The organism is Pantoea sp. Ap-967 (assembly GCF_011752565.1).
Lineage (GTDB): Bacteria > Pseudomonadota > Gammaproteobacteria > Pseudomonadales > Pseudomonadaceae > Aquipseudomonas.
Window position 1 is genome coordinate 44,356 of the sequence record NZ_VWXK01000006.1, and the last position, 13,784, is coordinate 58,139.

Genomic DNA, 13,784 nt, shown 5'->3' on the forward strand with positions numbered 1-13,784 from the left:
CGATAGGGCCGCAAAGCGGCCCCGCACGGTGCCGGATCAGAACTCGACCTTGACCGCCTGCGATGCACGGGTCGCCTTGGCCCGCGCAGCCTCGATCGACTCATCCCGCGCCAGGCAAACGCCCATGCGCCGCGTGCCATTGATTTCCGGCTTGCCGAACAGGCGAATGGCCGTGTCCGGCTCGCTCAGGGCAGCACCCAGGTTGGCGAAGCTGGTCTGCTGCGACTGGCCTTCAGGCAGGATCACCGCCGAGGCCGACGGCCCGAACTGGCGCACCACCGGGATCGGCAGGCCGAGAATGGCGCGGGCGTGCAGGGCGAACTGCGACAGGTCCTGGGAGATCAGCGTTACCAGGCCGGTGTCGTGCGGGCGCGGCGACACTTCGCTGAACCACACCTGGTCGCCCTTGACGAACAGCTCCACACCGAACAGGCCACGCCCGCCCAGGGCATCGGTGACCGCCTTGGCCACCCGCTGCGACTCGGCCAGGGCCTTGGGGCTCATGGCCTGGGGCTGCCAGGACTCCTGGTAGTCGCCCTTTTCCTGACGGTGGCCGACCGGTTCCAGGTAGGTGGTGCCGCCCACATGGCGCACGGTCAGCAGGGTGATTTCGTAGTCGAAGTCGATAAAGCCCTCGATGATTACCCGGCCCTTGCCGGCGCGGCCGCCTTCCTGGGCGTAGTCCCACGATTTCTGCAGGTCGGCATCGCTGCGCAGCAGGCTCTGGCCCTTGCCCGAGGAACTCATCACCGGCTTCACCACGCATGGGTAGCCCAGGTCGGCGACGGCCTTGGCGTAGTCTTCGTAGGTGTCGGCGAAGTGGTACGGCGAGGTCGGCAGGTCCAGCTCTTCGGCGGCCAGGCGGCGGATGCCTTCGCGGTTCATGGTCAGCTGGGTGGCACGGGCGGTCGGCACCACGTTGAAGCCTTCGCTTTCCAGTTCCACCAGGGTGGCCGTGGCGATGGCCTCGATTTCAGGCACGATGTAGTGCGGTTTTTCCGCCTCGATGATGGCCCGCAGGGCAACGCCGTCGAGCATGTTGACCACATGGCTGCGGTGCGCCACCTGCATCGCCGGGGCATTGGCGTAGCGGTCCACGGCGATCACTTCGACGCCCAGGCGCTGCAGCTCGATCACCACTTCCTTGCCCAGCTCGCCACAGCCGCAGAGCAGTACACGGGTCGCGGTTGGCGACAATGGGGTTCCGATACGGGTCATTTCAGGTCCTCGAAGGCGTCCGGGGGCCGCGCCAGGCGTGGCATGGCCCGCTGAAAAAGGACCGGTATTCTACACCATCAGCCGGCCACGGCGGCCCGCCGCGCGCGAAATGCCATGGCCAGCCACACCGCGGTGACGCCGGCGAACTTGGACGCCATGGCGGTGCCGATCACCACCGGGGTAAGCGCGCCGATCATGCCGAAGAAGATGAAGGTGTCCACCGGAATGCTCAGCGCCGAACTCAGCCACAGGCGGTCGCGCAATGGCCGGCGGGTGATGCTGAACACCAGCCAGTCGATCAGCTCGGAAATGAAGAACGCGGTGGCGCTGGCCAGGGCGATGGCCGGTTCCGAGGTGACGTAGGACAGCACCAGGGCCAGCAGCATGGCCACCAGCGCACCATGGCCGAAGCGGGTCTGCACCATGTCGCGCAGGATGAACACCAAACCGCCCCAGCAGGACCAGATGATGTCCAGGTGCGGGGCGCTGGAGAAGGCGTAGTTGATCAGCACTACGCTGCTGATGTAGGCAATGAGATAGAACATGGGCAGTTTGTCTGTGGGCAAGCCGGACAGATTAGCGGTGGCACCTTCGCGGGACAAGCCCGCGCCTAAAGGTACCGCTCCGCCCTCGGGAAAATGATGCCCTTGTAGGAGCGGGCTTGCCCCGCGAAGCAGCCAGCGCAGCATCACCCGCCAATAATCAACCCGGCCGCCAGCGCCCGCTCATGGCACAGCTTGAGCACCGCACGCCGTTCGCTGTTGTCCATCCGCCCCCAGCGGCCGATCTCGGCCACGGTGCGTTGGCAGCCGGTGCAAACATCCTGCTCGTCCAGCGCGCAAATACTCACGCACGGGGAGGCCACCGGCCGTTCTACCGCCACTTCACTCATCGTCGACCACCAGCTCCCGTGCATAACGCTGGGCATTATGCACATAGTGCGCGGCGCTGGCTTCGAGCATGCGCATCTGCTGCTCGCTCAGCTCCCGCACCACCTTGCCCGGCGAGCCCATCACCAGCGAACCGTCGGGAATCTCCTTGCCCTCCGGGATCAGCGCATTGGCGCCGATGATGCAATGCTTGCCGATACGCGCGCCGTTGAGGATCACCGCATTGATGCCGACCAGGCTGTAGTCGCCCACCGTGCAGCCATGCAGCATGGCGTTGTGACCGACGGTCACGCCCTTGCCCAGGGTCAGCGGCGAACCCATGTCGGTGTGCATCACGGTGCCGTCCTGGACATTGCTGTCCTCGCCGATGTCGATCAGCTCGTTGTCACCACGCAGCACCGCGCCGAACCACACGTTGGCGCGCGCCTGCAGGCGCACCTTGCCGATCAGGGTGGCGTTGGGGGCAGCCCAGCTGGTGGGATGGCAGTCGACCCGGTGGTCGCCCAGGCGGTATTTCATGTTCGCTTCCTCAGGGTTCACGCAGACGGCGGGGTGTGCCCCGCTCAGTTTTCGATGTAGCGCTCAGGGGGCTGGTGCAGGCTGATGCCGGCGTCATACAGCAGGTTGACCAGCTCGACGATCATGATCGCCGACAGCCCCCAGATCTTGTATTCGCCATAGCGGTAGCTGGGCACGTACCAGCTGCGGCCCTGGTAGTCGATACGGTGGGTGTGGTCGCGCGGGTCCTGGCGGAAGAATTCCAGCGGCACGCTGAAGACTGCCGCGATTTCGGCATCGTTGGCGCGGTATTCGACGAAATCCGGGATCAGGCCGACGAACGGCGTTACTTTCAGGCCATGCAGGGAGATCAGCGGGCTGAGCGGGCCGACCACCTCCACCAGGCCCGGTGGCAGGCCGATTTCTTCTTCGGCTTCGCGCAGGGCGGTGAACACCAGGTCCGGGTCTTCCGGGTCGCGCCGCCCGCCGGGGAAGGCCACCTCACCGCCGTGGGTCGACAGCCCCTGGGCGCGCAGGGTCAAAACCAGCTCGGGCGCTTCGCTGCGGGTGATGGGCAAAAGTACCGCCGCCTCGGGGAACCGGCGGTCGGTTTCCAGTGAAGCGGGTTGGTGGTTGCTCATACGGCGAAGTAGCTCGTCCAGCATTGCGCACTCTCGTTTCCAAAGCCTGCCCTGCATCATGCACCAAAAGCGCCGAGGCACCCAAGCCCCATCCGCTTGCGGCGGCCCCGCCGGGCGCGTCAAGATAACCCGGTCAACAGGGAATGAAAGCATGAAATTCTGCAGCGCGTGCGGCCAGCCGGTCATTCAGCGGATCCCCGAGGGCGACAGCCGCCCGCGGTATGTCTGCGACCATTGCCAGACCATCCACTACCAGAACCCCAACATCGTCGCCGGGATACTGCCCACCTGGGGCAGCCAGGTGCTGCTGTGCCGCCGCGCCATCGAGCCGCGCCGCGGTTTCTGGACCCTGCCCGCCGGCTTCATGGAGAACGGTGAAACCCTCGACCAGGCGGCCCGCCGCGAAACCGTCGAGGAAGCCTGCGCCCGGGTCGGCGACATGGCCCTCTACCAACTGTTCGACCTGCCGCACATCAACCAGGTGCATGTGTTCTTCCGCGCCGAGCTTGCCGACCAGGACTTCGCCATCGGCGTCGAAAGCCTGGAGGTGCGCCTGTTCGAGGAGCACGAGATTCCGTGGGCGGAGCTGGCTTTCCGCACCGTCACCCGCACACTAGAATGCTATTATCGCGACCGCATCGGGCAGCACTACCCCATAGGCCATGAATACCTGCCGCCGATGAACGTATCGCCCACCCCTTAAGTTCGCAGGTGCTGCTTCATGCGCTGGTTGTTTGCCCTTTTCTGCCTTTGCATTGCCTCGGTGTCCCAGGCGGCGTTCACCGAAGTCATCATCCGCAAGCCACAACCGCCGGCGCCGGTTCAGTCGCCCTCCCAGGCCGCCATGCAGCCGCTGATCGACAAGGTGCTGGTGATCAAGTCCGAACGCCGCCTGCAACTGATCAGCCGTGGCGAGCCGTTGAAAACCTACCGCATCTCCCTGGGCAAGCAACCCAAGGGGGCCAAGGAGCGCGAGGGCGACAAGAAGACCCCCGAGGGGTTGTACTGGCTCGACTGGCGCAAGCAAAGCGACCGCTTCAACCTGGCCATGCACATCACCTACCCGAACATCACCGACGCCGCACGCGCCACCCGCGAAGGCGTGAGTGCCGGCAGCATGATCATGATCCACGGCACGCCAATCGACGAGCACTACCCCGAGTGGTATTTCCACACCCTGGACTGGACCGACGGCTGCATCGCCATGCGCAACTCGGACATGCGCGAGGTCTGGGAGCTGGTGCGCGACGGCACGCTGATCGAAATCCGGCCGTGATGACGCCCCGGTCCAAAACCGGGGCGTAGGAACATTCTTACCTCATTTGCTCACGCGCCTTACAACCTAGGTAGCGCGCAGCTGACATCCATACGAATGCATTAATTCCTAGCATCCACGCAAACGAGTACGCCATGCGTACACCCCTTGCGAGGATGCCCCATGCCGTTTCGCCTGCCCCCCTGTGCCCGCCCGTTGCTCGCCTGGTTGCTGCCAGGGCTGCTGGGTGCGCCGCTGGCGCTGGCCGACGACCCGGCCAGCCAGCAGTTGCGCGACCAGCAGCAAAGCCTGCAGCAACTGGAACAGCGGCAGCGCCTGCAACGTTGGCAACGTGAGCCTGCGGCGCCACGGCGCGAGGCGGCACCGGCCCCCATCACCGGTGACAACGCCTGCTGGCGGGTGAGCGGGCTGCGCCTGGCCGGCAACCAGCGCCTGGCCCGTCAGGCCCTGGAGCCGGCGGTTCAACCCCTGATGCAACCGTGCATGGGCATCGACGCGATCAACCGGCTGCTCAGGGCCATCACCCAGCACTACGTGCAAGCCGGTTACCCCACCAGCCGCCCCTACCTGCGCCAAGCGCCTCGGCATGGCGCGCCGCTGGATATCTTGATCGACGAGGGCTTCGTCGAAGCGATCGAGCTCGATGCCGACCTGCCGCTTTCACTGGCCAGCGCCTTTCCCGGCCAGCTCGGCCAGCCCCTGTACCTGCCAGCCCTGGAACAGGGGCTGGACCAGCTCAACCGCCTGCGCGCCTTCGAGCTGAGCGCCGACCTGCTGCCGGGCGAACAGCAAGGCGCCACCCGGGTTGCCCTGCAGGCCCGGCAAGTTGCCCCGCGCTGGCACCTGGACAGCCAACTGGACAACCGCGGCAGCGCGCTGACCGGCCGCCACCGCCTGACCCTGGGCACCGGCGTGGACAGCCCGCTGGGCCTGAACGATGACCTGCGGCTGTCGTTCAACACCCTGGCCTTCGCTGCCCGAGGCAGCAGCCAGGGGCTGTCCCTGTACTACAGCCTGCCCTATGGCCCGTGGACCTTCGCCCTCAACGCCAGCCAGCAGCGCTATGACGCGCCCACGCCCAGCAGCCAGCGGCGCAGCAGCGGCAGCAGCCAGCAACAGGGGGCCAGTGCCGAGCGGGTACTTTGGCGCGGCCCGCAAGGCATGCTCAGCGCCACCGCCCGGCTGGACCGCAAACAGTTGGTCAACCGCCACGGCGACCAGGTAATTGCCCTGCAGAGCCCGACGCTGACCACGGTCGAGGCCGGCCTCAACCTGCTGTGGCTGGAACAGGGCCTATGGCACGCCTCCCTTGGCATCGCCCAGGGCACCCCGTGGCTGGGTGCTGACCGGCCAGCAGATGGCAACGACGCCCCGCGCCCAGACTTTCGCAAGTACCGCGCCAGCCTGCTGCACCTGCGCCAGGGGCCGGCCCAGTGGCCCTGGCGCTGGCAAAGCGAGCTGGCCCTGCAATACAGCAACACGCCGCTGGCCGCCGTGGAGCAGTTCCAGCTTGGCAGCGATACGGCGGTACGCGGTTTTCGCCAGCGAACCTATGCCGGGGCCAACGCTGCTGTGTGGCGCAACACCTTCAGCCAGGCCCTGCCTGGGCAGTGGACCGCCCCCTTCGGGGTGCGCCCCTACATCGCCCTGGACCAGGGTTGGAGCCAATTGACCCGGGGCGCACCGTCGCAGCGCCTGAGCGGGGTTGCCGCTGGTGTCGAGTTAACCGCCCCGCACAGCCGCCTGCGCCTTGACTACCAGCGCGCCCTGCACGCCAGCGATACCCCCCGCGCCCACCTAGAGCCCGGCTTCTGGGTCGTGGAATGGTCACTGAACCTTTGATTCACCCACAACAATAAAGAGAGAACCCTCATGCACAAGCGCGCGCCCTTAACCCCGCCCCGCCCCGATGCCCTGCGCTGGGCCATCTTCCTGGCCTTGCTCGGCTCCAATGGCGCCCTCGCCCAGAACGGCCTGGAGGCCGCCAGCGGGCCAGGCGGTACACCGATCATCGACAACGGTCACGGCGTGCCGGTGATCGAGATCGTGCCACCCAATGCCAGCGGCCTGTCGCACAACCAGTTCCTTGACTACAACGTGGCCAAGCCAGGTGTGGTGCTGAACAACGCCCTGCAGGATGGCCAATCGCAGCTGGCCGGGGCGCTGGCGGCCAACCCGCAGTTCCAGGGGCAGGCGGCATCGACCATCCTCAACGAGGTGATCAGCCGCAATGCCTCGCTGATCGAAGGCCCGCAAGAAATCTTCGGCCGCCCGGCCGACTACATCCTCGCCAACCCCAACGGCATCACCCTCAACGGCGGCAGCTTCATCAACACCACCCGCGCCGGCTTCGTGGTCGGCACGCCGGAGCTGCAGGACGAACAGCTGCGCTACTTCAACACCTTGAACAGCAGCGCCACCCTGCAGGTGCTGGGCGGTGGGCAGAGCAACGCCGAGGGCGCACTCGACCTGATCGCGCCACGGCTGGACAGCACAGGCCCGCTCACGGCCAGGGATAACCTCGGCATCACCGTGGGCCGCAACCGCCTCGACAGCGCCAGCGGCCAGGTCATCGAGCACCTGCCCGGCACCCCGTCGAGCATCGACGCGAAGCTGTTCGGCGCCCTGCGCGCCGGGCGCATTCGCATGGTCAGCACCGCCGAGGGAGCAGGGGTGCACATGGGGCCGGTGCAGGTGCATGCCAAGCACGGCATCGACATCCGTTCAGCCGGCGACCTGCTGATCGAAGGCCAAGCTGACGCCGCCGCCCAGTTGCACAGCGAACAGGGCGCACTGGCCCTGGGCGCCGAGCACGACCTGACCCTGCGTGCCGTGGAAGGCCGCGCCGAGCAGATCACCGCCAAGGCGGGCAAGAAACTCACCCTCGACAGTAAAAGCCAGGCCCAGGTCGACCGCGAACGTGAAAACTGGAAGAACAAAGCCTGGTTCGTCACCTACGAAACCTACGACCGCACCCGCACGACCACCGCCGAGCACCTGCGCGGCACGCAGCTGCAAGCCGGCGACAGCCTGGGGTTGCAATCGGGCAAGGACATGCGCTTGGCTGCCGCCACACTGGACGCCGGAGTTGAAATGACCCTGGACAGCGGCGCCAACCTCGACATTGTCGCCGGCACCAACAGCCAGCGGGTCGAAGAACAGGTGCGCCACCGCAAGCACTTGTGGCGCGGCGACCGGGACACCGACCAGTACAGTGAAAGCGCCCACGCCAGCAGCCTGAATGCAGCGCGCATGCAGGTGAAGGCCACCGATACCCTCAACCTACAGGGCAGCACCATGCACAGCCGCGGCAGCCTCGACCTGCAGGCCCGCCAAGTCCACGTGGGCACCACGGCCCTGGCGCAGCGCAACAACCAGGACGGCTACCGTGGCGACCTGGTGTCCGGTGCTTTCTTCGGCAAACGCCAGGGCACCGACAGCCAGGGCCAGGCCATGGCCGGTAGCAGCATCACCGCGGACGGCAAGTTGAACGTCGGCGCCGAACAGGCCGCGATCAAGGGCAGCACCGTGCGCGGCAAGGAGGATGCCGTGCTGTACAGCACCCGCGGTGCCCTGGTGATCGAGGAGGACCATGCCCGCACCACCTCGACCGAGCGCAACCGCGACAGCAAGCTGTTCGGCCTGTTCGCCAGCGATCGCGGGCAAACCACCCGCCAGGACCAGGTGCTGGTCAGTGATATCGGCTCCGACAGCAACCTGCGCCTGGCCAGCGCCGAAGAGCTGCGCATCCAGGGGGCCAAGGTACAGGCCGGCCAGCACCTGCAGGTCGAGGCCAAGGGCGACGTGCTGGTCGCCAGTGCCCAGGCGTTGAACGAAAGCGAAACCCGTGACCAGCAACGGGGCCTGACCGCCAGCGCCCGGCAGACCCAGCAAGCCGAAGGCGACAAACCAGGTTCGCGCCAGTATACGGCGGGCGTGGCCTACCAAGTGACCACCCGTGGGCAAAAGACCCGCGACACCACGCAGCTGGCCAGTGAGCTGAAAGGGGCCACGGTGGCCCTGGCCAGCGACGCGCGCCTGCACGTGAATGGCGCCAAGGTTCAGGCCAGTGCCGGCGACCTCGACGTCAAGGCCCAGCAGGTAACGCTGGGCGCCACCCGTAACACCCATGAATCGACCACCAGCACCCGCCAGAGCGGCGGCGGCTTGACGGTCACCGGCGGCATCGACCGCCTCGGCAGCCAGTTCGAGGGCCATGACCAGCGCACGGTGGTGACCGAGCGCGACAGCAAGGCCCAACGCAGCGAGCTGCAGGCCAGCGGCAACCTGAAGCTGGCCGCCGACACGCTGGTGAGCGAAAGCGCCCGCGTCACCGCCGGCAATACCCTCAAGGTCGACGCCCGGCACATCGACAACCGTGCGGTGCAGGATACCCACGAGCGCAAGCAAGAACGCACGGATTGGTCCGCAAGCCTCGGCGCCAGTGTCGAATACCGCGACCTGACCCGGCCGATCGAGCGCGTGGTGCTGGGCGAAGAAGCCGCGCGCTTCCAGCAGGCCTCGCCCGAGGACGCCATGACCGCGCCCAGCGCTGGCGCCGATATGACCGTCGAACACCTCAAGCAACTGGAAAACCAGCGCCGGGGCATTGCCCAGGTGAGCGAGCTGGCGGGCGCGCAGGTCGAGGTGAAAGCCGACACCATCAACGACCAGGGCACTGCCTGGCGCGCCAATGCCGGCCAGCTGCAGATCGACGCGCAGCAACACACCCTGGGTGCCGCGGAAAATACCCAGGAAGACAACACTCAGCGCCTGGCTGTCAGCGGCGACCTGCGTGTCGATACCAGCACCGGCAGCGACCTGAACGGGCGCGCCGCCGGCAAGGGCGGCTCGCTGGCCAAGCAAGCCACTGCCAGCACCGCCGTGCCGGGCAGCCTCTATGGGCAACAGGGCATTCAGGTGCAGTTGGGCAGCGATGGCCTGTATGAAGGCGCCCGCCTGCAGGGCGGTGACGGCGATGTAATGATCCACAGTGCCGGCAACCTGGCACTGACCCAGGCCACCGACCGCACCGAGCAGTTGACCCGCCAGCTTGATGGCAATGCCTGGGCCAAGCTCGGCAACCGCCCGGGCAGCACCGGTGGCGATGCCCGTGGCTACCTTGACCACACCCAGAAGCACACCCAGCAGGCCACCGCGCAGGTGGCGCAGGTCGACGCCAAGGGCGAGGTGCGCCTGAGCAGTGGCGGCGACCTGCTGCTTGAAGGCACGCGCATCGGCAGCCGCGAAGCCAAGGTGGGCGACATCCGGCTCGACAGTGGCGGCACCTTGCAGGTCAAGGCCGCCAGCAACACCCAAGAGGCCAGCGGTGGCACCCTCGGCGGCGGTTTGGAACTGGCAGCTACCCAGGGCAGCAGCACGGGTGGCGGCATTGGCGGCCACTTCAGCCATGGCAAGCAGGAAGAACAGGCACGCCAGGCGGTCGATGCGCAATTTGCCAGCAGCGGCAAACTGACCTTGGCCAGCCAGGCCCGCGAAGACCTCGCCCTGCACATGCAAGGCCTGCAAGCGTCGGCGGCAGCCATCGAGCTGAAGGCGGCCAACGGTGGCATGCTGCTTGAGGCCTCTGCCAATCAGGAACGCCGCAACAACCTGGACATCACCGCTGGCGCCGGCTTCAACATCGCCACAGGCGCTACCGATACCCGTAGCCTGCATGGCCGTGCCAAGGTGGAACTGGACAAGCGCGACAATCTGACCTGGAACGCCAGCACCCTGCGTGGCGACACTATCAACGTGCACAGCCGTGGCGACAGCCGCATCGAAGGCGCCAGCCTGGAGGCCGGGCGCATTGACGGCAGCATTGGTGGCGACCTGCTGGTGGCCAGCCGCAAGGACAGCGTCGATAGCCTGACGGTGAAAGGCGATGCGCGCCTGAGCCAGGAAAAGAACCCGCAGGGCTACGTCAACGCCGCCACCTCGATGGCCGGGCCGCTGGGCGGCAAGGTCAAGGAGAAGGCCGCGGATACCTTGAGCAAGGTCGACCCCGGCCTCTCGCCGACGGTGGCCTTCGAAGTGTCGCAGGCCAAGCGTGACACCGTGGCACACCAGGCCGTGCTCAAGGCCAGTGACGGCATCGACCTGAAAGTCGGGGGCGATGCCAGGCTGGTGGGTGCGCGGCTGCAATCGGCGGCCGGCCAGGTGGCGCTCAGCGCAGGGTCGGTGAGCCGGGAGACCTTGAACGGCAGCGATTACCGCCGGGATGTGTCGGTCGACTTTTCCAACGCGCCGGTCGACCTGGGCACGGCAGTGGCCGAGTTGAGCAAAGGCAAAGGCGCGGCGGAGGGTGAGAATGCGCTGGACCTGGGGCTGCTCCGCACCAGTGGGCACAACCGCAGCGAACAGTGGACCTCAAGCGTGCAGGGCAAGCGCGAATAAGGTGACCGAGCGCCGCGATCCCCTGTAGGAGCGGGCTTGCCCCGCGAACACCGGCGAAGCCGGTGCCACGCACCGCGGCGCCTGCTTCGCGGGGCAAGCCCGCTCCTACAAGGATTCTCTGTTGAATCAGATAGCAAGCGGCGCCTACCACCCCAGCTCCCGGCGCCCCGCCAACGCCTGTGGCCCCAGCCACTGCGCCCCTCGCAACAACGGCAGCAATGCAGCCTCCTGCTGCACCTCGAACACCACCTGCGCCTTTCGCCTTATCAGGTCCGCCTGCACCTGCACCACATGCTGGCCCTGCTGCTCCAGCTGCCCGTTCACCCGCCAGCCTTCATGGCACTCCAGCGCCAGCCAGCCCTGCCCCAGGCCCAGCGCCCAAGGCTCGCTCAACGCAAGGTCGGTGACCGTGATACGCCCGTCACTGCCCGTGCAGCGGCTTCCCGCCCCCTGCAACTGCAACGCCCCCTGCCACTGCCCAGCCAGGCGATATGCCGTGGGCAACGCTGCCTGCGCACCCAACGCTTGCGCCTGCAAACGCCAACGCCACGGCCAGCCCTGGGCATTCAGCCGCCAGCCCTGGCCCTGGAAACCGAGCCGGGCTTCAGCCGCCAAGCGCCAAGGCTGGACGCTCCAGTGCAGCGGCCCCACCGGCCCCAACTGCCTCGCCTGGCCCTGCCAGACGCTGCCACTGGCATCGACCAGCGGCAGGCCAACAGCCCGCGCCACCCAAGCCGCCGGCAGCTGCACCAGCAAGGTCACCGCAAACACCAGCGCGCACCACAGCCAGCCACCACGGCTCATCGCTGCACCACCAACTCGAAACGCAGCGCCGCCGCGCTTTGCTCCAGCCCCCACTGCAGCGGCTTCACCCCCTCCGCACGCAGGCTCTGTAGCCAATCCTGCAACACCCGTTCATTGGCCACCTGGCCACGCAACTGCCAGCCCTGGCCCTCGGTGTCCACCTCGCTCAGCTCGATGTGCCGGGCCTGGGCCGACTGACGCAAACGCTCCAGGCTCACGACAGGGCCACCCTGCAATTGCGCGGCCTGCTCGGCCAATGCACGCCATTGGCCAAGCTCGCGCCATTGCACCGCCCCCTCGCGCACGCCCAGCCAGGCCAGCAACAGGCCAACCAGGCACCACGCCAACAGCAGCCGATGCCGCTGTATCCATTCCCCGCTCATGCCTCAGCCCCCAGGTCGAATACCACCTGGCCCGCTTGCTCCTGCACGCTGGCCCCCACCGCGCTGGCCATCTCGCCCCAGGGCGGCGCGGCACCGTCGCCACTCAGACGCAGGTGCCAGCGTTGGCCGTCAAAGCGCACCGCCTGCAGGCGCCAGCCCGGGTGCTCGCCCAGCCATGCCTGAAGCCGTGCTTGCAGGGCTTCGAGCTGACGCTCGCGCAACAGCCGTTGCTGCTCCCCGGCACGCAAGCGCTTGAGTGCCTGGGCCGCCTGGCGTGGGCCGGCCTGCTCGCCAGTGACGGCCAGCACCTGAGCTCGCCAGGCATGAACCTGCCGCCACTGCTGGTGCAACCACAGCCCGCCCCAGGCGCAGGCCAGCACCAGGCAAGCCACGGCCAGGCGCTGCTGCTGTTGCGACAGCACCGGCAATGCCAGGCGCTGACGGGGGCGGTCGAACAGGCTTGGCAAAGGGTCGAGCGGCGCCAGCGGGCTTGGCCAGGCGCCGCGCTGCGCCACCTCGCGCAAACCGGCCCAGGGCTGCTGCGGGACATCACCCAGGGCGTGTGGCCAATACAGCCAGTGCTCCTGGCCTTGGGCATCGAGGCCCCGGCGCAGGGTTGCCTGCTCGGTTCGTTGCCAGGTACAGGCCATGCCCGGCTCCGGCATCGCCAGCAACTGGAACTCGGCCCAGCAGCGCTCGGCCTGCAGCCCCCATTCGGCCAACTGGGCGAGCCATGGCTCGACGTGCCCACGGGCCACCGCCAGCAGGCGAAGCTGCCGGGCCTCGCGCGACAGGCAGGCGCAGATCACTTCATCCGCCGGCTGCAGCAAGCGGTCTTCCAGCAGCAGGGGCCATTCCTCACGCTTGAGCCCGGGCGGCGCCGCCACCTGGAACAGGCTGCAGGCCTCACCGGGCAGGATCAGCGCCACCCGTGCCTGCAGGTTTTCCGGCGGCCGCCCCTGGCCTGCGCGTGGCGGGCAGCCGGCTTCGAGCAACAGCCAGTCCCAGGGCTGGCCAGGGCGCAGCAGCAACCAGGGCCGGGCCGCTGCACGCCGGCGCCAATCACGTTTCATGAGCGCCCCCAGGGAAGAACGAAGGTGCAGACATAAGGCGCTCCATCACGCTGCAATTGCACGCGCACGCCACGGCCGGGGTGCGCGGGTTGGTCGGCAGGCCAAGGCAGCCAGCGGCCACCTTGGTGGTAAAGCACGCTGAACGCGCTGACTTGGCTCAGTTGCTCGCGCAGCACCCAGCGCGGGGCCTGGGCGGCGTACAGGTCGGCGGAGCTTTCCAGCACCAGGCGCTGCTCGCGGGGCTCGAAGCGCAGGCGTTGGCGCTGCAGGCGTGAACCGCCTTCGGCCTCGGGCACGGCGCTGGCGGCCACCCACTGCAACTGCTGTTGCCCGGCTTGCCAGTCAAGCCAGTGGCTGGCAAGTGGCAGGCGCTGTTCGTACACCCGGCGTAGCAGCGGGCTGTCGAAACGCCGCTCCAGGGCCAGGCAGAACTCCAGCACATCCGTTTCCTGGGCCGGGCTTTGCAGCCGCTCTCGTACCTTGAGCCAGCCGTTGACCAGGGCGGCGAGCATCACGCCGAGCAGGGCGGTCAGGGCCATGGCGACCAGCAGTTCGATCAGGGTCAAGCCGCTTTGCTGGCGTTTCATGGTTGATCCGCTAAC

The 13,784-nt window shown here is 67.5% G+C and carries 13 protein-coding genes; 4 read left to right on the plus strand and 9 right to left on the minus strand.

The genetic code is table 11. The features are described 5' to 3' along the window. Nucleotides 1-36: 36 nt before the first annotated feature. The 5 genes from purT to F3J45_RS08455 form a co-directional block, all read right to left on the minus strand. Complete coding sequence (gene purT, locus F3J45_RS08435; RefSeq protein WP_167060228.1) at nt 37-1,218, minus strand: formate-dependent phosphoribosylglycinamide formyltransferase; 1,182 nt, start codon at nt 1,216-1,218, stop codon at nt 37-39. A 77-nt stretch (nt 1,219-1,295) separates the two neighbouring features. Then, nucleotides 1,296-1,763, minus strand: a complete 468-nt coding sequence (locus tag F3J45_RS08440; RefSeq protein WP_167060231.1) for a VUT family protein — start codon at nt 1,761-1,763, stop codon at nt 1,296-1,298. Nucleotides 1,764-1,906: 143 nt separating this feature from the next. Beyond that, nucleotides 1,907-2,110, minus strand: a complete 204-nt coding sequence (locus F3J45_RS08445) for a DUF1289 domain-containing protein (protein WP_167060234.1) — start codon at nt 2,108-2,110, stop codon at nt 1,907-1,909. Then, entirely contained in the window at nt 2,103-2,627 is a 525-nt protein-coding gene (locus tag F3J45_RS08450; protein ID WP_167060237.1) for a gamma carbonic anhydrase family protein, read from the minus strand. The genes F3J45_RS08445 and F3J45_RS08450 overlap by 8 nt, the downstream gene beginning before the upstream one ends. A 44-nt stretch (nt 2,628-2,671) precedes the next feature. Further along, the gene (locus F3J45_RS08455) at nt 2,672-3,433 is read right to left on the minus strand and encodes a CoA pyrophosphatase (protein WP_370526361.1); all 762 of its coding nucleotides are present in this window, start codon (nt 3,431-3,433) and stop codon (nt 2,672-2,674) included. Here F3J45_RS08455 and F3J45_RS08460 point away from each other — a divergent pair. From F3J45_RS08460 to F3J45_RS08475, 4 genes are all read left to right on the plus strand, one after another. After that, nucleotides 3,399-3,950: an NUDIX hydrolase gene (locus F3J45_RS08460; protein WP_167060243.1), complete on the plus strand. Its 552-nt coding sequence runs from the start codon at nt 3,399-3,401 to the stop codon at nt 3,948-3,950. The two genes, F3J45_RS08455 and F3J45_RS08460, sit on opposite strands and share 35 nt — an antisense overlap. 18 nt (nt 3,951-3,968) lie before the next feature. After that, nucleotides 3,969-4,523, plus strand: a complete 555-nt coding sequence (locus F3J45_RS08465) for a murein L,D-transpeptidase family protein (RefSeq protein WP_167060246.1) — start codon at nt 3,969-3,971, stop codon at nt 4,521-4,523. 162 nt (nt 4,524-4,685) lie between these two features. Next, complete coding sequence (locus F3J45_RS08470) at nt 4,686-6,365, plus strand: ShlB/FhaC/HecB family hemolysin secretion/activation protein (protein ID WP_167060249.1); 1,680 nt, start codon at nt 4,686-4,688, stop codon at nt 6,363-6,365. Nucleotides 6,366-6,395: 30 nt separating this feature from the next. Further along, on the plus strand, nt 6,396-10,922 hold the full coding sequence (locus tag F3J45_RS08475) for a hemagglutinin repeat-containing protein (RefSeq protein ID WP_167060252.1): 4,527 nt from the start codon (nt 6,396-6,398) through the stop codon (nt 10,920-10,922). Nucleotides 10,923-11,066: 144 nt separating this feature from the next. Here the strand turns inward: F3J45_RS08475 and F3J45_RS08480 are convergent, their stop codons facing one another. Genes F3J45_RS08480 through F3J45_RS08495 form a run of 4 tightly spaced genes read right to left on the minus strand, consistent with a single transcriptional unit; the run spans nt 11,067 to nt 13,769 of the window. Beyond that, nucleotides 11,067-11,726: a type II secretion system protein N gene (locus tag F3J45_RS08480; protein ID WP_167060255.1), complete on the minus strand. Its 660-nt coding sequence runs from the start codon at nt 11,724-11,726 to the stop codon at nt 11,067-11,069. Then, on the minus strand, nt 11,723-12,109 hold the full coding sequence (gene gspM / locus F3J45_RS08485; RefSeq protein WP_167060258.1) for a type II secretion system protein GspM: 387 nt from the start codon (nt 12,107-12,109) through the stop codon (nt 11,723-11,725). The genes F3J45_RS08480 and gspM overlap by 4 nt, the downstream gene beginning before the upstream one ends. Further along, nucleotides 12,106-13,182, minus strand: coding sequence for a type II secretion system protein GspL (locus F3J45_RS08490; protein ID WP_167060261.1), 1,077 nt, complete (start codon nt 13,180-13,182; stop codon nt 12,106-12,108). Before F3J45_RS08490 ends, gspM begins: the two co-directional genes overlap by 4 nt. Continuing rightward, complete coding sequence (locus F3J45_RS08495) at nt 13,179-13,769, minus strand: type II secretion system protein J (RefSeq protein WP_167060264.1); 591 nt, start codon at nt 13,767-13,769, stop codon at nt 13,179-13,181. Before F3J45_RS08495 ends, F3J45_RS08490 begins: the two co-directional genes overlap by 4 nt. Between the last annotated feature and the right edge of the window lie 15 nt (nt 13,770-13,784).

Excerpts from the sequence above, each read along its gene's own strand:
- F3J45_RS08475 (WP_167060252.1), top strand. The coding sequence starts at position 6,396 with ATGCACAAGCGCGCGCCCTTAACCCCGCCCCGCCCCGATGCCCTGCGC.
- gspM (WP_167060258.1), bottom strand. The coding sequence starts at position 12,109 with ATGAGCGGGGAATGGATACAGCGGCATCGGCTGCTGTTGGCGTGGTGC.
- F3J45_RS08490 (WP_167060261.1), bottom strand. The coding sequence starts at position 13,182 with ATGAAACGTGATTGGCGCCGGCGTGCAGCGGCCCGGCCCTGGTTGCTG.
- F3J45_RS08465 (WP_167060246.1), top strand. The coding sequence starts at position 3,969 with ATGCGCTGGTTGTTTGCCCTTTTCTGCCTTTGCATTGCCTCGGTGTCC.
- F3J45_RS08480 (WP_167060255.1), bottom strand. The coding sequence starts at position 11,726 with ATGAGCCGTGGTGGCTGGCTGTGGTGCGCGCTGGTGTTTGCGGTGACC.
- purT (WP_167060228.1), bottom strand. The coding sequence starts at position 1,218 with ATGACCCGTATCGGAACCCCATTGTCGCCAACCGCGACCCGTGTACTG.
- F3J45_RS08440 (WP_167060231.1), bottom strand. The coding sequence starts at position 1,763 with ATGTTCTATCTCATTGCCTACATCAGCAGCGTAGTGCTGATCAACTAC.
- F3J45_RS08445 (WP_167060234.1), bottom strand. The coding sequence starts at position 2,110 with ATGAGTGAAGTGGCGGTAGAACGGCCGGTGGCCTCCCCGTGCGTGAGT.
- F3J45_RS08450 (WP_167060237.1), bottom strand. The coding sequence starts at position 2,627 with ATGAAATACCGCCTGGGCGACCACCGGGTCGACTGCCATCCCACCAGC.
- F3J45_RS08495 (WP_167060264.1), bottom strand. The coding sequence starts at position 13,769 with ATGAAACGCCAGCAAAGCGGCTTGACCCTGATCGAACTGCTGGTCGCC.
- F3J45_RS08455 (WP_370526361.1), bottom strand. The coding sequence starts at position 3,433 with ATGACCGGCTGGCCGCACGCGCTGCAGAATTTCATGCTTTCATTCCCT.
- F3J45_RS08470 (WP_167060249.1), top strand. The coding sequence starts at position 4,686 with ATGCCGTTTCGCCTGCCCCCCTGTGCCCGCCCGTTGCTCGCCTGGTTG.
- F3J45_RS08460 (WP_167060243.1), top strand. The coding sequence starts at position 3,399 with ATGAAATTCTGCAGCGCGTGCGGCCAGCCGGTCATTCAGCGGATCCCC.